This window comes from Aeromonas veronii (assembly GCA_041319085.1).
GTDB classification, from domain to species: Bacteria; Pseudomonadota; Gammaproteobacteria; order Enterobacterales; family Aeromonadaceae; genus Aeromonas; species Aeromonas veronii_F.
Window position 1 is genome coordinate 2,661,479 of the sequence record CP101033.1, and the last position, 21,058, is coordinate 2,682,536.

A 21,058-nucleotide genomic window follows, 5' to 3' on the forward strand; every position below is an offset into this window, starting at 1 on the left:
ACACTAGGGGAAAAGCTGGTTGTAACTCAATGGGTTAAATAATGCGCGACTTCTTCTCTCTCGAACGCTGGCTACCGGGCCTCGCCGCCCTGCTGCAATACCAGCGCGCCTGGTTGATGCCAGACCTTCGCGCCGGACTCTCGGTGGCGGCCGTGGCGCTGCCCGTCGCCATCGCCTATGCCGAACTCGCCGGGGTGGGCGCTATCGTCGGCCTCTACTCCTGCATCCTGCCCATGCTGGTCTACGCCCTGTTTGGCACCTCCCGCCAGCTGATTGTCGGCCCCGATGCCGCCACCTGCGCGGTCATCGCCGCCGTGGTGACGCCGCTGGCCGCAGGCGACCCCACCCGTCACTGGCAGCTGGTGATGACCATGACCGCCATGACCGGCTTCTGGTGCCTGATTGCCAGCCGCTTCAAGCTGGGGGTGCTGGCGGACTTTCTCTCCCGCCCGATCCTGATGGGGCTGCTCAATGGTGTGGCCATCACCATCATGGTGGGCCAGCTCTCCAAGATTTTCGGCTTCACCTTCAGCGAACGTTACCTCATCGAGCGGATCGCCAGCGGGGCTACCTATATTACCCAGACCCATCTGCCGACCCTGGCCATGAGTCTGGTGGCCCTGCTTACCCTGCTGCTGGCCAAACGCTACAAACCGGCATGGCCCTCCTCCATGGTGGCCATGGTGGTGACCGCTGCGCTGGTGTGGGGCTTCAATCTGGGCCAGTTTGATATCGCCACCCTGGGGGCCGTGGGTTCCGGCCTGCCCGCGTTCCAGATGCCGGAATTTCCTCCCGGTCTGATGCGGGAGCTGGTGCTGCCCGCCCTTAACCTCGCCATGGTGAGCTTCGTCTCCATGATGCTGACTGCCCGCAGCTTTGCCGCCAAAAACGGTTACGAGATAGACGCGGACAAGGAGTTTCGGGCCCTCGGTATGGCCAACCTCGCCTCCGCGGTCTCACAGGGTTTTGCCATCAGCGGCGCGGATTCCCGTACCGCGGTCAACGACGCCAACGGCGGCAAGAGCCAGCTGGTCTCCATCATCGCTGCGGCGGTGATCGCCCTCATCACCTTCTATCTGACGGCACCGCTCAAATATATTCCCACCGCCGCCCTCGGGGTGGTGCTGGTGATGGCCTCCCTGTCGCTCACCGATTTTCGTGGCCTCTGGGCCCTGCGCCACTCCGATCGCTCCGCCTTCTGGCTGGCGCTGGTCACCTTTATCAGCGTGCTCACCATGGGGGTGATCCCCGGGATCACCCTCGCCGTGCTGCTGGGGCTGTTCCAGTTCCTGCGCAATGTGATGCGTCCTACCGACCAGCTGCTCGGCATGGATGACGAGGGGGTGGTGCGCACCCTGGGAGACAACGAACAGGCCAAGGCGATCCCGGGCATTCTGGTCTATCGCTTCAACTCGCCGCTGACCTACTTCAACGCCCCCTACTTCAAGCGACGGGTGCTGGCCCTGCTGGTGCAGGATCCCCACAATCCCAAGTGTCTGGTGGTGGATGCGGTGGCCTGCTTCACCCATCAGGACATCAGCGTGATGAGCATGGTGGGGGAGCTGCACAAGGAGCTGAAACGGCGCGGCATCCATATGGTGATGGCGGGTCGCCACGGCCAGATGACCCACTGGCTCAAACAGGCGGGCGTGCGGGTGGGCGATGAGGGGATCATCCTCTGCCCCGATATGTATCAGGCGCTGCGTATGACCCGCTGCTACCGCGAGCCGGTGTTCCGGGATGACGAGGTGGTGGAAAGCACCACAGATGCTATCCGCTCAAATTGGCCGCAAGATGATGCCCTGCCCGACTCGGCGCGCCTCACCCTGCCAAGCGAACAGGAGGCGGGTGCCACGCCAGCCTGATCCCCTGGCCGGGCAATCCCCTAAGGATTGCACCGGCCTTTACCTTGGTGTTAAATGCGCCCCCAGAGGGCACTCCCCCGTGCCCTCCCAGCTGTTGGACATGCCATGCAATCTCAATCCCACACCGGTCCGGGCACGCTCTTTGCGCTGACCTGGCCGCTGTTTATCGATCTCGCCCTGCACTTTCTGACCGGCGCCCTCAACACCTTCATGGTGGGTCACGTCTCCTATCAGGGGGTAGCGGCACTGGCGGTCGGCAATCAGGTGTTCGATCTCGCCATCACATTGTTCAGCTTCGTCAGCATAGGTACCAGCGTGGTGATCACCCAGTATCTGGGGGCGGGCGATCGGGAGAAGAGCCGGGTGGTGATCCACACCGCCATCGGGTTCAACCTGCTGATCGGTCTGGTGGCCGCCATCGGCGTGATGGCGGGGGCCAGCACCATGCTGGCGCTGATGAACCTGCCCGCCAACTTGATGAGCGACGGCACGCTTTACTTGCAGATCATCGGTCTGTGCCTGTTGCCGGAAGCGGCAGCCCTCTGTCTGGCGGCGACCCTGCGCGCTCACGGCCACACCCGTCAGGCGATGTATGTGACCCTGATCGTCAACCTCATCACCTTCGTCGGCAACCTGCTGCTGCTCTACGGCTGGTTCGGCCTGCCCCAGCTTGGCGTTGCCGGTGTCGCCATCAGCACAGTGGCTGGTCGACTGGTGGGCGTGGTGCTGCTGGTGTGGCTGGTAGCCCGCAAGACCGGCATTCGACTGGTGGTGCGCGATATCGTCCACCCCAACCGGGAGATGCTGGGCAAGGTGCTCCATATCGGCCTGCCTGCGGCGGGGGAGAACCTCTCCTGGATGCTGCAGTTTATGGTGGTGACCGCCTTTGTCGGACTGCTGGGTGACAAGGCGCTGGCGACCCAATCCTACTTCTTCCAGATCTGCCTGTTTATCCTGCTGTTTGGCCTCTCCATCGGCCTTGGCAACGAAATTATCATCGGCCATCTGGCGGGGGCGCGGCGTTTCGAACAGGCCTACAAGCAGCTGATGAAGAGCCTGAAGCTGGGCCTCATCGTCACCACAGTGATCGCCATCGCGGCAGCGCTCAATGGCCGCACCATCATCAGCCTGTTCACCGATGATGCCGATATCATCACCCAGGTGGCGCAGCTGTTTCTTATCAGCCTCATCCTCGAGCCCGGCCGCACCTTCAATCTGGTGGTGATCAACGCCCTGCGGGCCACCGGGGATGCCCGTTTCCCCCTCTACATGGCGTTGCTCTCCATGTGGGGAATTGCCGTGCCACTCTCCTATTTCCTCGGTATCATGCAGGGTTATGGACTGGTCGGTATCTGGCTGGCGCTGGCCTGCGACGAGTGGGTGCGCGGTCTGGCCATGTTCTGGCGCTGGCGCAGTCGTCGCTGGCAAAACAAAATTCTTGTTGAAACAAAAGCGGAATCACAATGAAGAAGATAGGACTCTTGCTGGCTGCCATCCTGCTCAGCCCCCTGGCCATGGCGCAAACGGCCCCTGCCGCTCCCAAGGCTCAAGCCACCCAGACCTGGTATGTGGCCCCCATCGCCATCGATGAAACCAGCGACGCCCAGAAGGCGCTGACCAAGGACTTCATGGCCCAGATGATCAAGACCATCAAGATCAACGAGTACCAGACCGGCAAGGCGGTAGGCAACACCAAGAAGCCCAAGTGGCTGATCCGCACCAAGCTGATCCCCGCCAGCAACGAGCCGCTGGTCGGCAAGAAGCACCCGCAGGGTCTCACCTACGGCAAGGGCAATCCGACCCAGGAGATAGTCGGTGAGCTGCTGATGAACGGCACCCTGGTGGCCCACATCGGCCAGGGCTGGCGTGAGCCAATCGTCCCCGGCACGCCGGTGGCTGACAAGCTCTCCATCGCCAACTATCGCTATGCCATCGGGGATCAGGCCAAGTCGGCGGATCTGGAGGAGCTGGCTGCCCAGATTGGCTTTGAAGCGGGCAAGGTGATCCATCGCGACGGCAAGCCGCTGCCGGAGAAGAAAAAGAAAAAAGAGCAGGCGGACGAAGAGAAAGAGTAACATCGCCTGCATCCATAAAAAGGGGCCACTCGGCTGTCTCTTGATCACAACTATTGGTGCTCAAGAGACTGCGCCAGTTCGTAGCCTTCCAGGAGGGTCTGGAGTCGAAACCAGCCCTCCCATAATGCCGCTATTGAAGCCCGCCCCGTTCGTTTAGTGTCCTTCCAGCCCCCAGCTTGGCCAGGCTCCGGTACGCCCATCTCATATCCGGCACCTTGGTTGGCAACGGCGTTTTCTCTACCTTTCGCCAAAGCAGCTTCCACCCCGTCGGGCCTATCACCGTTTCGCAGCTTTGATTCTGTGCCGATGACTCCTCGTTGATAAACCTCAATTGCAACAGACGCACCGCGATAAACGACAAGATGACGCACATCCGCTTCAGGTTATCCATGCTCTGCATCCTTAAGGTTTCTACCCGAGTGCCGGCACTCTTCCAGACCTTGTGATAATCCTCGATAAGCCAGCGCCGCTCGTAATAGCCGATAACCTTGCGGGCCTGTGCATCGTCGGTCACGGCTTCACTAGTCAGCAGGTGCCACTCCAGCCGGTCAGAGGCATCGCCCTGCTCAATGCATCCCACGTAGTAGAGCGGGATATCCGGCTCGTTACGCTTGTTGGCCGGAGCCTTTAGGGTGACTTTGGTAAACTTGATGTCGAGCACGGCCTCTCTGGCTTTTCTGCCGCCCCGCTGCGGTATTTTGACGACCTTGGTGCCGGCAGAGTGGCACTGCCGGGCATAGTCGTAGAGCTTGTGGTCATGCTCTTCGATACAGCGACTTTGCATCGAGCGCACCACAAAGCGTTGTTGGTTGCTCTGCTTGTAATGCAGATATTCGTAGATATCCGCTTCCCGGTCACAGACCGAGATAACGTTGGCCATCTGAGTGCCGAGACGGGCGGCAAAGGCCACGGATGCCTCCTCCCACTTGCGACTCTCTTTCTCCTTGTAAGGCCGGGTGGCATGCCGGTGGCTCTCTCCCCGCTTGCTGACATCACGGGTCCAGATACGCTGTGCAATCATGCCGACCACCTGCGATTTATGCGGAGCAAACAACAAGACGGAGTGAGCCAGCAGAGCGCGACTACTGCCTTGATTGGTGTGCCCCAGCTCATCATGGACGCTGGCATGGTTGAAGGTCAGGGCCGTGGTATCTTCCAGTGCCAGCAACAGGTCGTAGTCCCTGGCTAGGGCTGCGGTGGTGGCAAAGCCTGCATCAGCAATGGCATCGGCATTGACATGGTGGTTGCGAATAAAGCGATATGAGCCTTCCATGTCGGCGGGTGAGAGGGGAAGTTGTGACACGCAATCTCCGGGTTGTTGAGCAAGGGCTGTGGCGAGTTTGACGAGACGTTCAGTGCGTCTGGGGTCCTTGAGATTGGCATGGCCAAACTGGTCGAATGCCCATTGTTCGAGTTGGGTGAGATGCATATTAGAGCCGTGATAAGGGATGGCAAAAGAGTCAGATCACGGAGAAGGGAAAAGGTTCAAAAAAATCCCCAAGCGATGCTTGGGGATTTGTGTATAAGAGACAGCCACTCGGCCCCTTTTTTGATCCTGTCCCCTCACGCCAGCACCGTCCCTGTTGTGACTTACCGCACAGTTTGGCTCACCATTAAGATTGATAAATCACTTATTTTGTTTTGATTCAACAAGTTATAAATATCCCGCCGAATACTCCAAATGATTGCCCCCAAATCCGATCAGGATCACATTTATCCCCGGCACTAAGGGGTAGCTTTGGTCTTACAGGCACAATCAAACGAAACCAAGGAGGTTCCATTACATGTTCCCAGAGTACAGAGAACTCATCTCGAAACTGAAGAGCAGTGATGTCCATTTCCAGAAGAAGTTTGACTTGCACAACGACCTGGATGCGGAGATTAGAAAGTTGGAAAAGCATCACGCCAGCGACTATAGCGCCGAGGTGAGAGATCTGAAAAAACAGAAACTCAAACTGAAAGAGGAGATATACGACATCCTCAAACAACATCCACACTAGATGCCTCGAAGAATATAAGGATAAGCAATTTATCCCCCAGCCCGGCCCAAGTGCCGGGCTTTTTGTTGTTTCAGTCAATTAGTTGACGCCCGTGCCTACCGATGTTTACGGTTATTTGTTACATTTCCCTTTGGAATTCAAGGTATAAGGGTGGTGATAACATGAGCAGAAAACGATCTTTTTATCATCTCTTGCTGCTTTGCCTGTTCGCATTGAGCCACCCTCTGCGGGCTCAGGAGCCGGAGCTGGAGTTGTGGCACTCCCAGCAGGCCGGGTACGTGATCGATGACGTGATCGCCCTCTTCAATCAGGAGGGGAACCACCGCGTGCGGGTCACCCAGATTGAACCGGGCAAGATCAAGGCGGATCTCCTGCTGGCCGCGCAAGCCAGGGGGCTGCCCGATCTGATGCTGATCCCCTCCGACTTTATCGGCCTCTACCGCCAGATGGCCCTCGCCCCTCTCCCCGCCGAGTGGTTTTCCCCCGCACTGATGACCAGCGCCCTGCGTTATGTCACCCTCGACAAGCAACGCTGGGGCATGCCCATGATGCAGGGCAACCATCTGATGCTGTTTTACAACAAGGCGCAGGTCTCGGCGCCGGTGACCCAATGGCAGCAACTGGCTGCCATCACCCCGGCCCTCAAGGCCAAGGGGGTCTACCCCGTCAGCTGGCCCTATCACGACATGTACTACTTCGCCGCCTTTTTGCACACCTTTGGCGGCTCGCCAGTGACCGAAGGGCGCATCACCCTCGACACCCCGGCCATGGTGCAGGCGCTGGAGGCCTACCGCACCGTCGCCAGCGAACAGTGGATCGATCCCGACTGCGACTACGATGCCGCCCTCGCCCGCTTCAATGAGGGCAAGAGCGCCTACCTCATCAACGGGGACTGGGCGTTCAATGATCTGGTGAAAAACATGGGGGATAAACTGGGAGTCGCCCTGCTGCCCCGCTGGCAAACGCGCCCCATGCACTCCATGAGCGGCGCCTACGTGATGGGCGCCTCCCGTTGGGCGATGGACGATGAGGACCGGCTGCCCGTCATCAAGGCGCTGATGGCCTTTATTCAGCGTCAGGATATCCAGCAGTTCATCTATCATCAGGGGGCGCTGCTGCCGGTCAATCAAAAGGCCTTTGCCACCATCAGCCACAACCCCACACCTCGGGAAAAAGTGCTGCTGGAACAGTTCACACTCACCGCCCCGATGCCCTCCGACAGCGCCATGTCCATTGCCTGGCAAGCGATGGATAAAGGGTTCGAGCGCTTTAAAGAAGGGATCAGTGCCGCCGACACTGCCCGCTATATGCAACAGCTGGCCGACCAGCAGTATCGACAGGTGAAGTCACAATGAACCACCGTACCGTTCGGCTCGGCCCGACCCTTATCATCATCCTGTTTACCGTCGCCCTGTTGCCGGCACTGCTGGCCAGCACGGTACTGCTGATCCGCCAACACCAGATCATCGCCCAAAGCGAGCAGTCACAGCTGGAGCGGGCCCTCACCAGCATAACCCGCGAGGCCCACTTTCGCAGCGAGCTGATCGGCACCCAGATCAATCAGCTCAGCCAGGATCGGGTGCTCCATCAGGCCCTCGACAACTTCCTCTTCTCCAGCCATGCCCGGCTGGCACTGGCCACCTTTATCAAGTCCAACAGCCTGCTGACCTCGGCCTACCTCATCGATGACAAGGGACTGGTGGTGGAGTACATCAATGGCCAGGCCTCCCATCTCGAGTCGAGCAACCTGATGCCGCAGCTGATGGCCTGGAGCAAGACCCGCGAGGCGAAACAAGGCAAGCATCTGCTGCTGCCCGTTGATGACCCGGTACTGGTTGATGGCATGGAGCAGAGCCGTAATCGAGGTCTGGCACTGGTGGCCCCCATCTATCGCAACCACCAGCGCGCAGGGGTGATGCAAAATCCTTCCGGCTTCGTGATGGCGGTATTCCCCTGGCAACAGATGGCCCAGTTGCTGGAACCTTATCTCAAGGGGAGCGAATATCTGGTGATCTCCCAGGGAGAGACACTCCTCTACCAAAACCTCCGCCATAGCAACAATGCAATCGACGACCGGGAACCAAGCCAGATCTCGCAACCATTACGCATCGGCTGGCCCCAGCTGGAGCAGGAGATCGCCCCCACTATCACCCTCTACAGCTACAGCAATGACAGAGTCAGCGAGCTCAACAAATCCCAACAACTGCTGACCGTCAGCATCGCCGTCATGTTGCTGCTGGTGGCCATCGGCTGCGTCTGGCTCACCCGCTGGCTCACCCGACCGCTGCGCTCGCTGGCCGCGCTGGTGCGCAGCTATGGCAAGGGCAACTACCAGCAACGGCAGGCGCCGCTGCGCTTTGTGGAGTACGACGAGGTGCGCCAGCTGCTGCAGGAGATGGCCTACACCATCTCGGCCCAGGTGCGGGCGCTCTATCAGCAGAACGAACAGTTGCAGCAGGCCAATAGCGAAAAAGAGGCCTTCAACCAGCGGCTGCTCGGCTTCAACGATGAACTGGAGCAAGAGGTTGCCTCGCAAACGACCGCCCTGCGCTCGGCCCTGAGCCGGGAGGAGCGCAGCCGCCATATCCTGCAATCCTGGCTGCAGTTCGGTCTGCACCAGCAGCTGGATATCGATATTGCCGAGCTGGCCAGCTCCGCCCTGCTGCAACTCTCCCAACTCTATCCCGGCCACCGCTGGGGGCTGGTGATCCACCGCGACGGACAGCCCCACTACTCCCTGACCCAGGGGGTCGATGCCCCCTTGCGGGATGCCCTGCAGGAGAAACTGACCCAACTGATGGATGAGGAGGTCAAACACTCAGAATGCCAGTGGGATAACGCACTCTGGAAGATCATGACCCTGCCCGGCAGCCAGAGCGGCGCACTGTTTGGCTATCTGATGGTGAGCGCAGAAGGGCTGGAGTCCGAAGACAGGGCCATCTTGCGGCTGTTTGCCAAGCAGCTGGCGGTGGGCATCGAGGGGCGCCTCTTCACCGATGAGCTGGCGCGGGTCGCCCGCACCGATAACCTCACCGGGCTGCCTAACCGGCAGGCGTTCGAAGAGACGTTCCATCACTATCAGGCGGTGCTGGCACGCCATCCCGAACGTCACCTCGCCCTCTTTATGCTCGATCTTAACGGCCTCAAGCGTACCAACGACCAGTATGGGCACGAGGCGGGCGACGCCCTGCTGATCCAGATGGCTCGCCAGCTGCGCACTCTCTGCCGACAAAATGAGCGCATATTCAGAATGGGGGGAGACGAATTCGTCCTGCTGGCAGAAGCCGATCACCTTGCCTGCCAGCAGCTGGCCAGCAGACTGGTGGCCAGCCAACAGAGCGCAACCGTGCAGCATGGGGAACACAGCTTCCCGCTGCGTTTTGCCATTGGCTGGAGCAGCAGCGACCAGACCCCGCTGGCGGAGCTGAGTCGGGTGGCGGACGACGCCATGTATGCCGACAAGGCGCGCTTCTATCAGGGGCAGCGATAAAAGCGGAGGTCTCTGGCGTTGGCGAGCCTTTCGCCAACGCCCTGATCAGCTCGCAAAAATGGCGCGCAACGCTAGACGCGGCGCGGACCATGAATAAGATAGGGGCTCTTGATGTCTCGATTTGGAAGGGAGTAGGAAATGGAGTTAGTGCTTGGCCCACTGGAAGCCCGCGTTATCGGCTGTCTGATTGAAAAAGAGATCTGCACCCCGGATCAATATCCCCTCTCCCTTAATGCACTGGTCAACGCCTGCAACCAGAAGAGCAACCGCGAGCCGGTGCTGGAGCTCTCCGAGCTCGATATCCGCGCCGTGGTGGACGAGCTGATCCGCAAGCGGCTGGTGGTCAACACCGCCGGCTTCAACGCCCGGGTGCCCCGCTATCAGCACAGATTCTGCAACACCGAGTTTGGCGAGCTGAAATTCAGCGCCCAGGCGCTTGGCATTGTCTGCGAACTACTGCTGCGCGGCCCGCAAACCCCGGGGGAGCTGCGCTCCCGTACCAACCGCCTGTGCAGCTTTGATGATGTCACCGAGGTGGATGCGGTGCTGACCCAGCTCATCGAGCGTGGCCCCTACGTGGTCAAGCTGCCGCGCGAGCCGGGCAAGCGCGAATCCCGCTACGCTCACCTGTTTAGCGGCGAAGTGGATATTCAGGCGATGATGGATGCCACCCCTGCCGCGGCCTTTGCCTCCCCTGCAGCCGACCGTCTGAGCGAGCTGGAGCAGGAGGTGGACGAGCTCAAGAGCCGTCTCGCCGCCATGGAAGCCCGGCTGGCCGCGCTGGATGGTCAGGGCTGATCACCTTTACCATCGCCAATCGCTATCAGGGAGCCGGGGCTGATGTCCCCGGCTCCCTGCGTTTTTTCATCGTGAGGAAGTGCCCGTGATCACCCTGATTAAAGAGTCTGACCACCAGAAGATGCCCTGGAAAAACCAGCAGGGCACCACCAGCCAGATCCTCATCTCCCCCAAAGGGACGAGCCTTGCCAAACTCGACTTTGACTATCGACTGAGCTCGGCCCCCATCAAGAGCGCGGGCCCCTTCTCCCCTTTCCCCGGCTATCAGCGCATTTTGCTGCCGGTGAGCGGGGCAGGCTTTGTGCTCAACGGTCACCCCTACGCCACCTTCGAGGCCGCGCACTTTAGCGGCGATGAAGAGACCCACTGCGAGCTGCTGAAAAAAGAGGTGACCGATCTCGGGCTTATCTACCATCCGGATCGCATTAGCGCCAACGTGCGGGTACTGAACCTCCCCTTCCCGCTTACTCTTACTCTTGAGCCAGAGAAGACCTACCTCTGCCACCTGCTGAGCGGCCAGCTGACCGTGCAGGGCAAAGAGGTGGCCATCAACGAGACGCTGGTGGTCACCGGGGAAGAGCGCATTCACTTCGAATGCCAGAAGAAGACCGCCATCGCCTTCTTTACCCTGCAGGCCAAATAGCGCGAAAGTCGTCGGTGTGCAGTCATGCCACGCCACACACAAACAGCAGAGATGAAAAAGCCGGGCAATCCCGGCTTTTGCGATTAAGGCAACCGGCTCGATGCCGGTCATAACCTTAGTTGACCTTGAAGGAGCCCTTCATCATGGCAAAGTGGCCGGGGAAGGAGCAGAAGAAGGTGAGATCCTTGCCCGCCAGACCGTCGGTCTTGAAGGTGACGCTGCTGCTCTCGCCGCCGCCGATCAGCTTGGTGTGAGCCAGCACACGGGGATCATCCTTGGGCAGATAGCCGTTCTCGGCCCCGGCGCTCATCCCGGCAGTCGCCACGGTCTGATAGTCGGCGGTGCTGGCCAGCACCCAGTTGTGGCCCATGGCGGTTGCAGGCAGCTTGCCGGTGTGGTTCAGGGTGACCGTCACCTCCTTGCAGGTGGCTGGCACGCTCATCTCTTTGAGGTTGTACTGCATGGCATCATTGCCTTCGATGACCAGTGCACACTCATCCGCCAGCACGGGGGCAGCCAGGGTACTCAGAAACAGCAGGGTAATCGCCTTTTTCATCATCTTCTCCTTTGATTGGCAATGGATGGCAGCGACTTGGCAGATGCAATTAACGCTTCGCAAAGATGCCGTATAAATCGACCTTCATTTTACTCAATTGTCTTCAATCGGCGATGGCTTTTGGCCAAAGCTGCGGGCCAGGTCACCAGACTGTGCTGTACTCACCAATCCCTCCCTCACGGATGGACGATACGACCCGCTGTTCAAAACTGTTTAATTTTTTCTGCCCTTTTCCCTCCGATTGCGCCCATCAGGGCTCGCCCGGCGGGCGCCCCTTGGCTAAGCTATCGCCCCGATATGAACCTTCTCCAGATGAGAGCGCCGGATGATTGTGATGACCCCCGTGGCGGCCCTGCGCGGTCTGCTGCTGACCCTGCTGCTGGCGCTGGCCGGCTGCCAGCCCACCCCGCCTGCCCAGACCCGTATTCAGGGCAAGACCATGGGCACCTACTATGTGGTGACCCTTAGCGATAGCTATCCCGGTGGGGAGCCCGCCCTCAAAAGCGACGTAGAGAGCCTGCTGGCCAGGATGAACAAGGAGATCTCCACCTACGATCCGGGCTCGCTCATCTCCCGTTTCAATCAGGGGCCCGCCAATACCCCGTTTGCCATCCCGCCCGCCATGGCCATCATAGTCCAGCAGGGGATTGATGCCGGTAAGCTGACCGACGGCAAGCTGGATGTGACCGTGGGGCCACTGGTCAATCTGTGGGGCTTTGGCCCGGACAAACGCCCGGTCAAGCGACCCGATGAGGCGGCCATCGCCGCCGCCCGCCACAAGGTGGGGATCGACAAGCTGACCCTGACCCCGCAGGGGGATCACTTCCTGCTCGAAAAAACGATCCCGGATCTCTATCTCGACCTCTCCACTCTTGGCGAAGGGGCGGCATCGGATGAAATCGCCGCCCTGCTCGAGAGCAAGAGGGTACACAACTATCTGATCGAAGTGGCCGGGGCGGTGCGCAGCAAGGGCAACAACAGCAAGGGCTCGCCATGGAAAGTGGCCATCGTCGAACCCTCCGATCAGCCGGGGGCCTTCTCCGATATCGTCATTCCCAACGGCATGGCGCTCAGCACCGCGGGCAGCTATCGCAACTACTACGAGCTGGATGGCCAGCGTTACTCCCATATCATCGACCCTGCTACCGGGCAGCCGGTCACCCACAAGCTGGTCTCCGCCAGCGTGATCACCCCGACCGCACTGGAGGCCGATGCTCTCGATACGGCCCTGATGGTGATGGGCCCCGAACAGGCGATGGAATTTGCCAGACAGCACCAGCTGGCGGTCTATCTCATCATCAAGACCGAACAGGGCTTCAAGGCCGAGTACACGCCACAATTTGCTCCCTATTTGGCGAAAAAGCTGGCAGAGAAGCGGGCAGAAAAACACTCCTGAACATAAGGCCCCGAGAACGGGGCCTTGTCATTAGGGGTCATTGATGACGGGTTATTCGATGGTCACCCGATGAGGTGCCGGGGTTTCCACCTGCTTGGGCAGTTGCAAGGTGAGGATGCCGTTCTCGAACCTGGCGCTGACCTTGTCCAGCGCCACCTCGACCGGCAGCTCCAAGGTGCGCGAGACACTGCCGAAGTAGCGTTCACTGCGCAGGGTTCGCTCATCCTTGTTCTCGCTGTCAAACTGGCGGATCTCCGCCTTCAGGGTCACCTGTTTGCCATGGATATCCACATGGATATCCTCCTTGGCGACCCCCGGCAGCTCGGCCTGCAACAGATAGTTGTCATCACTCTCTTTCAAATCCAGCCTGATCTGGCTCGGTAGCGGATCCCCGTGCAGGGGACGAATATAGAAGCCGGACGCCATATCGCGAAACAGGTCATCGAACAGACTGGTACGGCTCGGTAACAGACTCATTTTTGCTCCCTCCCTGATTGTTCCATGGACAGATGCAGGCCCTGATGCCTGCCTGATAGGGTCTACAGGTGACCGGAGCGTCTCTCCGGCCTCCTCTATCAGTCTAAAAAGCGCGCCGCGTGCTGCCACCCCATCTGAACTTTATTTGATATGGATCAACCATATGGCCCCGATAAATCCGGAAAACACGTGACCCGCGAACAGAAAGCAATGCGGCAAAAGCACATTGATTGCCACTTCATGCGCTTTGGTGGCACACTTTCCCTCATCAGCCCGTAGCGCCTCGACCCAGACAGATGCAGACACATGAACAAGAGCCAGAAAAAAAGAGCCCAGCCAAGCCACAACGCATTCTGATGGTCAATGAGCAGCGCTCGTTTCAGGTGATGATGAAGGCGATGCTGATTAATCTGGGGATCAGCAACATCACCTACTCCAATACCGCCGAGGATGCACGGCGCCGCTGCCAGAAGGGCAGTTTCGACATCTATCTCATCGATTACGATCTCGGGGTTGGCGAGAATGGCCGCCAGTTGCTCGAAAGCCTGCGCGACAAAGATCTGATCCCGCCCCAGAGCGTGGTGATCATGGTGAGCGGCGACAGCTCCCGCGCCATGGTGCTGAGCGCACTGGAAGCCGAACCCGACGAATACCTGATGAAGCCCTTCTCCCAGGAGCAGTTCTCGTTTCGCCTCAAACGTGCCCTCGCCCGGCACAATGCCCTGGCCAGCGTCTTTACCGCGCTGGCCGATGACAATCTGGCAGCCCTTATTACCGCCTGCGCCGAGCGGGCCGATGCGGTGCCCCGTTTTGCCAACTACTGCCGCTGCCTGCAGGCCGATACCCACCTCAAGCTGGGTCAAGCGCAGGAGGCGCGCACTTTGATGCGCCAGCTACTGGCCGGGCAGGAGAACAGCTGGGCCCGCCTGACACTGGGCAAGGCGTGCAACACCCTGGGGCTCCACGAAGAGGCGGTCAGCCACCTGCAGGCGACCCTCAAAAATACCCCGCTGATGGTGGAGGCTCACCTCTGGCTGGCGGAATCCCTGCTGGCCCTCGGCCATGACGAGCTGGCGCAGCAGGAGCTCAGACGGGCGGTGGATATCTCCCCCCAGTCGGTGCAACTCTCCCGCCGGCTGGCGGAGGTGTGCCTGCAGCGTCACGACTACGCCCAGGCCAAGGATGTGCTGCTTGCCCTCATCGATCTGTCGCGCAACTCCATTCACCGCACTCCCCACTATCTGGGGGCCTATATCCAGACCCTGACCCTCTACGCCCTCAACAGCAACGACAGCTACCACATTGCCAACCTGCAAAAGCAGGTCAACTCGGCCCTGTCGCGGATCCGCGATTCGCTGATGATCTCGGAGTTCAACTACCCGGTGTTCGAGCAGATCTGTCAGGCTCGGGTGCAGATTGCGCTCGGTGAGTTGCTCAAGGGCAAGAAGATGCTCTATCGCGCCAATCAGAACTGGCTCGATGAACCGGCCACCATGCCCCCCGCCCTGCTTGGCGAGACCATCCTCGCCCTCTACCAGCTCGGCGAGTTCGAATATGCCGAGAGCCTGCAGGGGCTGCTGGCGGAAGACGAAGATCGGCTGCTCACCACCTGCATTCAGGCAACCCGCGATGACAAAACGGTGCTGGAGCGACGTCAGCGCTACCAGCAGCTCAACGATCTGGGGATCAAGGCCTATCAGAGCGGCGAGCTGGAGCAAGCCCTCGGCCATTTCCGCGAGGCCCTGCGCCGCGCCCCCGCCAATACCGGTGCGGCTCTCAACAAGATCCAGGTGCTGCTGCAACTGATGCAGAAAAACCGCAAGAGCCCGGAATTTGGTGCCGAATGCAAAGACACGTTGGACGTGCTCGACGGTATCCCCCTCAACCCGGCCCAGCAGGAGCGTTTTCGCAAGCTGCGTCAGGAGTTCAACCAGTTCAGCTAAGACGCCGCCACGTCCCCTTTTCCCCGCCTATGCTGAAACCAGTTCGGCAACGATATCCATCAGCAGCTCACCATGCGGGTGCTGGCCTGCCACTGACGCAGGCCCGCGGCCAAACTTGCATCCACCGCCGATTCCTAGTCCAATAGCCACTTATAAAAATGACACGAGCATCCCGGACATGAAGATCATCTCTTTCAATATCAATGGCCTGCGCGCCCGTCTGCACCAACTGCAAGCCATCATCGACAAGCACCAACCCGATGTGATCGGCCTGCAGGAGATCAAGGTACACGATGAAGCCTTCCCGCTGGCCGATGTGGAAGCCATGGGCTATCACGTGGAGTTTCACGGCCAGAAGGCTCACTACGGGGTGGCCATCATGAGCAAGCAGAAGCCGGTCAAGGTGGAGAAAGGCTTCCCTACCGATGATGAAGAGGCCCAGCGCCGGATGATCATGGCCACCTTCGAGCGCGAAGACGGCTCTCTCATCAAAGTGATGAACGGCTACTTCCCGCAGGGTGAAAGCCAGGATCACGAAACCAAGTTTCCGGCCAAGCAGAAGTTCTACGAGGATCTGCAGCACTACCTCGAGACCAACCACACCCCGGATGACCAGCTGGTGCTGATCGGGGATATGAATATCTCCCCCACCGATCTCGACATCGGCATCGGCGAAGCGAACCGCAAGCGCTGGCTGCGGGATGGCAAGTGCTCCTTCCTGCCCGTCGAGCGCGAATGGATGGAGCGGCTGAAAGGGTTCGGTCTCACCGACACCTTCCGCGCCGCCAACCCCACCGAGTGCGAGCGTTTCTCCTGGTTTGACTACCGCTCCAGAGGCTTTGATGAGAACCGCGGCCTGCGTATCGACCTCATCATGGCTTCCGACGCCCTCAAGGAGAGCGTGACCGAGACCGGCATCGACTATGAGCTGCGCGGCATCGAGAAGCCCTCCGACCACGCCCCTATCTGGACCTGCTTCGCCTGATGCGGTGCACAGTTCACCGATGAGCCGATGCGAGCCTGAAAACTGTGATGCAAGTCACACCCATCAGCGATAAAAGGGCGTATACAGCCTATCCAGACAAGGTGCCTCACGGCACCTTCTTTTTGCAGCAAGGAGTGCCTGACGTGACCCCCATTCACCTTCCTCTCTCCTCCGCCCGCTTTCTGGCCCTGCGCCTGTTACCGGGGGAGGACCTGATCACCGGCTTGCGTGCGCATATGGCCCAGCACGGCCTGCAGGCGGCCTGGATCGCCGGGGCGGTCGGCAGCCTGACCCACGCCAATCTGCGCTATGCCGCTCAGCCCGATGGCACTCTACTAGAGGGGGCCTTCGAGGTGATCGCCCTCGGCGGCACCCTAGACCCGGAGTGCGAACACCTGCATATCTCCCTCTCTGACGAGCAGGGGTTGATGCGCGGCGGCCATGTGCTGCCAGGTTGCCAGGTGCGCACCACCCTTGAGCTGGTGATTGGAGAGCTGGATGCGTACCGTTTCACCCGAGCCCCCTGCCCCCACTCCGGCTATGAAGAGCTGCTCATTAACCCCAGAACCTTGTGAGGATCACTATGTCCGTCAATAAACTCTCCAGCTACAACTTGGCTTTTATGGTCATCTGCATCGCCATTAACATGGTGGCGGGACAGGCGGTCTCCATGCTCAAGCTGCCCATCTTCCTCGACTCCATCGGGACTGTGCTCTGCGCCATTCTGGCAGGCCCCTGGATGGCGATCGCCACCGGTCTACTCACCAACCTGCTGTGGGGTCTGCTCACCGGCCCCATCGCCGCAGCCTTTGCCCCGGTCGCCATGATGATTGGCCTCAGTGCCGGTCTGATGGCGCGCGCTGGCTGGTTCAACAATCTGCCCAAGGTGATAGTGAGCAGCGTGGTGATCACCCTGGCGCTCACCCTGGTGGCCATTCCCATCCGCTCCTACCTGTTTGGTGGCGCCACCGGCAGCGGTGCTGACTTTATGGTTGCCTACCTGCACGCCATGGGCAACGATCTGCAAGAGTCAGTCGCCGTCACCGTGCTCGGCACCAACCTGCTGGACAAGCTGCTGACCGTGCTGATCGCCTGGGGGCTGGTACGCCGTCTGCCGCAGCGCACCCTGCGCCACTTCCCGCAGATGGCCGCCGTGCGCTGATGCACCCGTTTACCTCCCTCGCGCTTTGGCTGTGGTTTTCGGTCACGGCCAGCGTGCTGCCGCCCCCCTGGCTCTGGGGCTGGAGCCTGCTGCCGTTGCTAGCGTTAATGGTGCTGCCGGACGCCCGCTCCCGGGTCAAGCTGGTGCTGGCAGTGATGCTGCCGCTGGGGCTGGGCCTCTATCTGGTTCACGGCCCCTGGTTGCGGATCCTGCTCGGCATGCCAGAGGTTCCTGCCAGCGACGAGTACCCCATTATGCCCCTCTGGTGTCGCCTGCTCGCCTGTCTGGCCAGCGCCCAGCTCTGGTTATGGGCAGTCTCGACCGAGCGCTTTGTCCATGCGCTGTTTGCCAGCCGGCTGCCCATCGCCCTCTCCTACCTCTGCTGCGGCCCGCTGCTGCTCAAGGAGCAGCTTGGCCACCAGCTGAGGGCGATCAAGGAGGCTCAGCTGGCCCGTGGCGTCCCCTTTGACGGTCATCCGTTGGCTCGGCTGCGCGCTACCATTCCGCTGCTCTCGCCGCTGGTCGGGCAAGCATTAAGCGAGCTGGCCACCCGCAGCATGGCTCTGGATCTGCGCGGCTTTCGCTGCCAGCCGACCCGCACCCGCATGGTCGAGATCCCGCAGCAACGCCATGAGCCGCTGCTGCGCTATCTGTTGCTGGCACTGGTGCTGCTGGAAATTGCCTGGAGGTGTTGGCCATGATCTCGCTGCAAGGGTTGACCATCGGCGATGCGGCCCACCCTGACCACTTTCAGCTGGGGCCCCTCGACATTGAATTGGGTGCTGGCGAGTGGCTCACCATCCTCGGGGGCAATGGGGCAGGAAAATCCCTGCTGGCTCAACTACTGGCGGGAGGCTGGTCCCAACTGCACCTCGATACCTTGGGCGGGACTGGCATAATCCTCGGTACTCCCCACGACTGGGGACAGCTCAATGAACAGGCAGCCCAACGCCAATGGGTGCAGCAATCCCCCTATCTACAATTTTCCGGCTGCTGCTTTTCGGTGGCGGATGAGGTGGCCTTCGGCCCGGCCAATATGGCACTGCCGGTGGCCAAGATCAGCCAGCGGGTAGCTGAGGCCATGGCGTGTTGTCACTGCGAGGAACTGGCGACGCAACACCCCCTCTCCTTGTCAGGAGGGCAGGCCCAGCGGGTGATGCTGGCCTGTGCCCTGGCGATGGAGCCCAAGCTGCTCATCCTAGATCAGGCCTTCAGCCGCCTGACACCGGAGGCGACCCATACCCTGCTGCGGCAGATCCGCCGCTACAGCGAGCAGAGTGGCTGCAGCGTCATCTTGCTGGAGCAGCGGCTCTTTCCGGCAGCTCACTATTGCGAACAGTTCGTGCTGCTCGACCATGGCCGCCAGCTGGCCAGCGGTGAGCTGGGCGAGGTGCTGCCCCATCTGCCCGAGCGGGTGATCCTGCCGGACTCCCTGCACGAGGCGTTGCAGGTGCGCGACCCGTACCATCATCCCTACCCTTTGACCATCTTGCGGGAGTTTTATGCTGAGCTTTGACCGCCTCTGCTTCTCATGGGCGCCGGACAATCCCTGCCTGCACGACATCACGTTGCAGATAGCCAGCGGGGAACAAGTAGCCATCATCGGGGATAACGGTGCAGGGAAATCGACCCTGCTGCGACTGGCGGCGGGCCTGCTGGCTCCCACCTCCGGCACGGTGAGCTGGCAACAGCAGGCGCTCTGCGAGCAGCGTGCACTGGCGCGCGCCAATCAGATCGGCTTTCTGTTTCAGGAGTCGGAGCGCCAGCTGTTCCACAGCCGGGTCGACGATGAAATCGCCTTTGGCCTGCGCCTGCAAAAACGGCCGGGGGAGGAGATCCGAGCGCGGGTCACTGCGGCACTAGAACAGTGCGAGCTGACACCGTGGGCGGCATCCCATCCGCAGGATCTCGATGCCGGTCAGCGACGGATGGTGGCGGTGGCCTGCCTCCATGCCATGCAGCCCGCCTTGCTGCTGCTCGACGAACCGAGCCGGGATTTCGATCCCCGCTGGCTTGCCATTCTAGAACGCTGGCTGGCCCGTGAACGGGCGAAGGGCACCACCATAGTGGCCATCAGTCATGACGCCGAATTTGTCAGACGCAACTTCATCACTCTGATCGAGCTGAAAGCTGGCCGTCTGGTGGCCCACGCCCCCGCAGCCGAACGGCCCTCAGCCCTCAATGGCTATAATCAACACGAGAAGAGCCGCGCCCTATTGCTGGCTGCCCTCGCCCGGGCTGAACATCCCCGCTGACCCCCGCCCATTTCGGAAAAGTCCGACTTTTTTCGTCAATCGGCAACCTTAATTGCCACTTTGAGAAGGTTGTGTTCAAGGTTGCAGTCCTATCATCTCTCATTCCAATCATAAAAAAGTTGTTTTTTTAATCATGAAGTTAATGATGTGTATGGAGAAACATGCTGAACGCAGCAGCCGAAATCGATCCAACAGGAGTGTGATGATGAAGGTGCCCAATGTCGGAAGAGAGGTTTACAAACGCAGCTTGCTGACCCTGGCGCTGATCAGCGGTCTGAGTGCCTGTGGCGGCGAGACGACCCAGACGGCCCAGACCATGCCTGCCGTCCCTGTGGTGGTCGCCGAGGTCAAGCTGACCGATGTGCCGCTCACCACCGAGATGGTGGGAGAGACCGCCGGTTTTCGCGAGATCGATGTGCGATCCCGAGTCAGTGGCATCCTGCTCAAGCGCACCTATGTGGAAGGCCAGCCGGTCAGCGCCGGTCAGGAGCTGTTTTTGATCGATCCCGAGCCCTACAAGGTGGCGCTGGAGCAGGCCAAAGGGACTTTGGCTCAGGAGCAGGCCCGTCTCAACAAGGCCCGTGCCGATCGGGATCGCATCATTCCCCTGTTCAAGCGTCAGGTGGTGAGCCGCAAGGACTATGACGACACCATCGCCAACTATGAAGCGGCTATCGCCAGCCATCAGGCCGCGCAGGCCAAGGTGAAAGAGGCAGATCTCAACCTCAGCTACACCCAGGTGACCGCCCCCATCAACGGCATGGCGAGCAAGAGCTCCCAGTCCGAGGGGAGCCTTATCTCCACCAGCGGCGACAACGGCCTGCTCACCACCATCACCCAGTTCGACCCGCTCTACGTCAACTTCTCCTACTCGGAGCAGGATCGCCTCAACTTCGAGAACTCGGTGAAGAAAGGGGTGATTGAAGCGATGGATGCCACCACCTGGCGCACCCATATTCGTCTGGCCGATGGCTCTGTCTACCCACAAGCGGGCAAGCTCAACTTCTCCGACAACCGGGTCGATCCCCAGACCGGCACCATCCGTGCCCGCGCCATCTTCGACAACAAGGACGGCGTACTACTGCCCGGCCAGTTTGTCCGTATGACCATCGATCTGGGCCTGCGCAAGAATGCCATCGTGGTACCGCCCCGCGCCATCGTCCAGTCACAGGCTGACCGCATGGTGATGGTGGTCGATGCCGACAACAAGGTGGTGCCCCGTCCGGTGATCCTGGGCGCGGCGGTCGACTCCGGCGTGCTGATCGAGAGCGGCCTGCAGGCCGGTGAGCGCTATATCGTCGAAGGCTTGATGAAGGCTCGCCCCGGCGCTGTGGTGAAACCTGTCTCTGCCGACGAGATGAAGGCGATCACCGGCAAGGTGATCAGCCAGTCTGCGGCCAAGTAAGGAGCCCG

Annotated in this window: 19 protein-coding genes and 1 pseudogene; 17 read left to right on the forward strand and 3 right to left on the reverse strand. The window is 60.4% G+C overall.

Translation table 11 applies throughout. The features are described from left to right. Positions 1 to 41: 41 nt before the first annotated feature. The 3 genes from NMD14_12535 (at position 42) to NMD14_12545 (ending at position 3,940) form a co-directional block, all read left to right on the forward strand. Positions 42 to 1,865 carry a SulP family inorganic anion transporter gene (locus tag NMD14_12535; GenBank protein XEI31610.1) on the forward strand — a complete coding sequence of 608 codons (1,824 nt, stop codon included), beginning with the start codon at positions 42 to 44 and terminating at the stop codon, positions 1,863 to 1,865. Between the two features lie 105 nt (positions 1,866 to 1,970). Continuing rightward, a complete protein-coding gene (locus tag NMD14_12540; GenBank protein XEI31611.1) occupies positions 1,971 to 3,332 on the forward strand; it encodes an MATE family efflux transporter in 1,362 nt (453 codons plus the stop codon). Next, entirely contained in the window at positions 3,329 to 3,940 is a 612-nt protein-coding gene (locus NMD14_12545; GenBank protein XEI31612.1) for a hypothetical protein, read from the forward strand. Before NMD14_12540 ends, NMD14_12545 begins: the two co-directional genes overlap by 4 nt. A gap of 50 nt (positions 3,941 to 3,990) precedes the next feature. On the opposite strand, the pseudogene NMD14_12550 reads toward NMD14_12545, so the two are convergent. After that, a pseudogene (locus NMD14_12550) lies at positions 3,991 to 5,369 on the reverse strand (IS4 family transposase). Between the two features lie 355 nt (positions 5,370 to 5,724). On the opposite strand from NMD14_12550, the gene NMD14_12555 reads away from it, so the two are divergent. The 5 genes from NMD14_12555 (at position 5,725) to NMD14_12575 (ending at position 10,871) form a co-directional block, all read left to right on the forward strand. After that, entirely contained in the window at positions 5,725 to 5,940 is a 216-nt protein-coding gene (locus tag NMD14_12555) for a DUF465 domain-containing protein (GenBank protein XEI31613.1), read from the forward strand. A gap of 161 nt (positions 5,941 to 6,101) precedes the next feature. Then, the gene (locus NMD14_12560) at positions 6,102 to 7,295 is read left to right on the forward strand and encodes an extracellular solute-binding protein (GenBank protein XEI31614.1); all 1,194 of its coding nucleotides are present in this window, start codon (positions 6,102 to 6,104) and stop codon (positions 7,293 to 7,295) included. Further along, positions 7,292 to 9,430: a diguanylate cyclase gene (locus NMD14_12565; protein XEI31615.1), complete on the forward strand. Its 2,139-nt coding sequence runs from the start codon at positions 7,292 to 7,294 to the stop codon at positions 9,428 to 9,430. Before NMD14_12560 ends, NMD14_12565 begins: the two co-directional genes overlap by 4 nt. Before the next feature lie 138 nt (positions 9,431 to 9,568). Further along, on the forward strand, positions 9,569 to 10,228 hold the full coding sequence (locus tag NMD14_12570; protein XEI31616.1) for a DUF480 domain-containing protein: 660 nt from the start codon (positions 9,569 to 9,571) through the stop codon (positions 10,226 to 10,228). Between the two features lie 85 nt (positions 10,229 to 10,313). Next, on the forward strand, positions 10,314 to 10,871 hold the full coding sequence (locus tag NMD14_12575) for a HutD family protein (protein XEI31617.1): 558 nt from the start codon (positions 10,314 to 10,316) through the stop codon (positions 10,869 to 10,871). A gap of 115 nt (positions 10,872 to 10,986) precedes the next feature. Here NMD14_12575 and azu read toward each other — a convergent pair whose 3' ends face one another. After that, a complete protein-coding gene (azu, locus tag NMD14_12580) occupies positions 10,987 to 11,427 on the reverse strand; it encodes an azurin (protein XEI31618.1) in 441 nt (146 codons plus the stop codon). Positions 11,428 to 11,761: 334 nt separating this feature from the next. On the opposite strand from azu, the gene NMD14_12585 reads away from it, so the two are divergent. Further along, positions 11,762 to 12,823 (forward strand): FAD:protein FMN transferase, encoded by a 1,062-nt coding sequence (locus NMD14_12585; protein XEI34758.1) that lies wholly within the window; start codon positions 11,762 to 11,764, stop codon positions 12,821 to 12,823. Between the two features lie 51 nt (positions 12,824 to 12,874). On the opposite strand, the gene NMD14_12590 is transcribed toward NMD14_12585, so the two are convergent. Further along, the gene (locus NMD14_12590) at positions 12,875 to 13,300 is read right to left on the reverse strand and encodes an Hsp20 family protein (GenBank protein XEI31619.1); all 426 of its coding nucleotides are present in this window, start codon (positions 13,298 to 13,300) and stop codon (positions 12,875 to 12,877) included. A 296-nt stretch (positions 13,301 to 13,596) separates the two neighbouring features. On the opposite strand from NMD14_12590, the gene NMD14_12595 reads away from it, so the two are divergent. The 8 genes from NMD14_12595 to NMD14_12630 all read left to right on the forward strand — a co-directional run bounded on the left by NMD14_12595 (position 13,597) and on the right by NMD14_12630 (position 21,050). Continuing rightward, the gene (locus NMD14_12595; GenBank protein ID XEI31620.1) at positions 13,597 to 15,243 is read left to right on the forward strand and encodes a response regulator; all 1,647 of its coding nucleotides are present in this window, start codon (positions 13,597 to 13,599) and stop codon (positions 15,241 to 15,243) included. Between the two features lie 178 nt (positions 15,244 to 15,421). After that, complete coding sequence (gene xthA, locus NMD14_12600) at positions 15,422 to 16,228, forward strand: exodeoxyribonuclease III (protein ID XEI31621.1); 807 nt, start codon at positions 15,422 to 15,424, stop codon at positions 16,226 to 16,228. 143 nt (positions 16,229 to 16,371) lie between these two features. Continuing rightward, entirely contained in the window at positions 16,372 to 16,803 is a 432-nt protein-coding gene (locus NMD14_12605; GenBank protein XEI31622.1) for a DNA-binding protein, read from the forward strand. Between the two features lie 8 nt (positions 16,804 to 16,811). Then, positions 16,812 to 17,390, forward strand: coding sequence for an ECF transporter S component (locus tag NMD14_12610; GenBank protein ID XEI31623.1), 579 nt, complete (start codon positions 16,812 to 16,814; stop codon positions 17,388 to 17,390). After that, positions 17,390 to 18,091: an energy-coupling factor transporter transmembrane protein EcfT gene (locus NMD14_12615; protein ID XEI31624.1), complete on the forward strand. Its 702-nt coding sequence runs from the start codon at positions 17,390 to 17,392 to the stop codon at positions 18,089 to 18,091. The genes NMD14_12610 and NMD14_12615 overlap by 1 nt, the downstream gene beginning before the upstream one ends. Further along, positions 18,088 to 18,906 (forward strand): energy-coupling factor ABC transporter ATP-binding protein, encoded by an 819-nt coding sequence (locus NMD14_12620; GenBank protein ID XEI31625.1) that lies wholly within the window; start codon positions 18,088 to 18,090, stop codon positions 18,904 to 18,906. Before NMD14_12615 ends, NMD14_12620 begins: the two co-directional genes overlap by 4 nt. Next, positions 18,893 to 19,645 carry an energy-coupling factor ABC transporter ATP-binding protein gene (locus NMD14_12625; protein ID XEI31626.1) on the forward strand — a complete coding sequence of 251 codons (753 nt, stop codon included), beginning with the start codon at positions 18,893 to 18,895 and terminating at the stop codon, positions 19,643 to 19,645. Before NMD14_12620 ends, NMD14_12625 begins: the two co-directional genes overlap by 14 nt. A 205-nt stretch (positions 19,646 to 19,850) precedes the next feature. Beyond that, the gene (locus tag NMD14_12630; protein XEI31627.1) at positions 19,851 to 21,050 is read left to right on the forward strand and encodes an efflux RND transporter periplasmic adaptor subunit; all 1,200 of its coding nucleotides are present in this window, start codon (positions 19,851 to 19,853) and stop codon (positions 21,048 to 21,050) included. Positions 21,051 to 21,058 lie beyond the last annotated feature (8 nt).

Bases quoted from the DNA above. Each gene is read 5' to 3' on its own strand.
- NMD14_12535 (XEI31610.1), top strand. From the start codon at position 42: ATGCGCGACTTCTTCTCTCTCGAACGCTGGCTACCGGGCCTCGCCGCC.
- NMD14_12540 (XEI31611.1), top strand. From the start codon at position 1,971: ATGCAATCTCAATCCCACACCGGTCCGGGCACGCTCTTTGCGCTGACC.
- NMD14_12545 (XEI31612.1), top strand. From the start codon at position 3,329: ATGAAGAAGATAGGACTCTTGCTGGCTGCCATCCTGCTCAGCCCCCTG.
- NMD14_12555 (XEI31613.1), top strand. From the start codon at position 5,725: ATGTTCCCAGAGTACAGAGAACTCATCTCGAAACTGAAGAGCAGTGAT.
- NMD14_12560 (XEI31614.1), top strand. From the start codon at position 6,102: ATGAGCAGAAAACGATCTTTTTATCATCTCTTGCTGCTTTGCCTGTTC.
- NMD14_12565 (XEI31615.1), top strand. From the start codon at position 7,292: ATGAACCACCGTACCGTTCGGCTCGGCCCGACCCTTATCATCATCCTG.
- NMD14_12570 (XEI31616.1), top strand. From the start codon at position 9,569: ATGGAGTTAGTGCTTGGCCCACTGGAAGCCCGCGTTATCGGCTGTCTG.
- azu (XEI31618.1), bottom strand. From the start codon at position 11,427: ATGAAAAAGGCGATTACCCTGCTGTTTCTGAGTACCCTGGCTGCCCCC.
- NMD14_12585 (XEI34758.1), top strand. From the start codon at position 11,762: ATGACCCCCGTGGCGGCCCTGCGCGGTCTGCTGCTGACCCTGCTGCTG.
- NMD14_12590 (XEI31619.1), bottom strand. From the start codon at position 13,300: ATGAGTCTGTTACCGAGCCGTACCAGTCTGTTCGATGACCTGTTTCGC.
- NMD14_12595 (XEI31620.1), top strand. From the start codon at position 13,597: ATGCAGACACATGAACAAGAGCCAGAAAAAAAGAGCCCAGCCAAGCCA.
- xthA (XEI31621.1), top strand. From the start codon at position 15,422: ATGAAGATCATCTCTTTCAATATCAATGGCCTGCGCGCCCGTCTGCAC.
- NMD14_12610 (XEI31623.1), top strand. From the start codon at position 16,812: ATGTCCGTCAATAAACTCTCCAGCTACAACTTGGCTTTTATGGTCATC.
- NMD14_12615 (XEI31624.1), top strand. From the start codon at position 17,390: ATGCACCCGTTTACCTCCCTCGCGCTTTGGCTGTGGTTTTCGGTCACG.
- NMD14_12620 (XEI31625.1), top strand. From the start codon at position 18,088: ATGATCTCGCTGCAAGGGTTGACCATCGGCGATGCGGCCCACCCTGAC.
- NMD14_12625 (XEI31626.1), top strand. From the start codon at position 18,893: ATGCTGAGCTTTGACCGCCTCTGCTTCTCATGGGCGCCGGACAATCCC.
- NMD14_12630 (XEI31627.1), top strand. From the start codon at position 19,851: ATGAAGGTGCCCAATGTCGGAAGAGAGGTTTACAAACGCAGCTTGCTG.